The sequence below is a fragment of the Pseudomonas sp. KB_15 genome, assembly GCF_052114525.1.
In the GTDB taxonomy this organism is placed as follows: domain Bacteria; phylum Pseudomonadota; class Gammaproteobacteria; order Pseudomonadales; family Pseudomonadaceae; genus Aquipseudomonas.
Window position 1 is genome coordinate 1 of record NZ_JBFREX010000393.1, and the last position, 351, is coordinate 351.

Annotated in this window: 1 pseudogene; it reads left to right on the forward strand. The window is 69.8% G+C overall.

The features are described 5' to 3' along the window. Positions 1-52: 52 nt before the first annotated feature. Positions 53-351 (forward strand): annotated as a pseudogene (locus AB4Z35_RS31440) (polyphosphate kinase 2); the annotation flags it as partial.

Here is a 351-nt window from a genome sequence, read left to right on the forward strand (position 1 = left end):
CTCGTACCCGTCTCCGCCGCCGCCGCCGCCGCCGCCGGAGGCGGGCGCGCGCATGTCGAACAAGGACTATCTCGCGGCGCTGCGCGAACTCCATGTGGAGCTGGTCAAGCTCCAGCAATGGGTGGTGCAGAGCGGCAGCAAGATCTGCATCGTCTTCGAGGGGCGCGACGGCGCCGGCAAGGGCGGCACGATCAAGGCGCTGACCGAGCGCGTGAGCCCGCGCATCTTCCGCGTGGTGGCACTGCCCGCCCCGACCGACCGCGAGAAGAGCCAGATGTACGTGCAGCGCTACTTGCCGCACCTGCCGGCCGCCGGCGAGATCGTCATCTTCGACCGCAGCTGGTACAACCG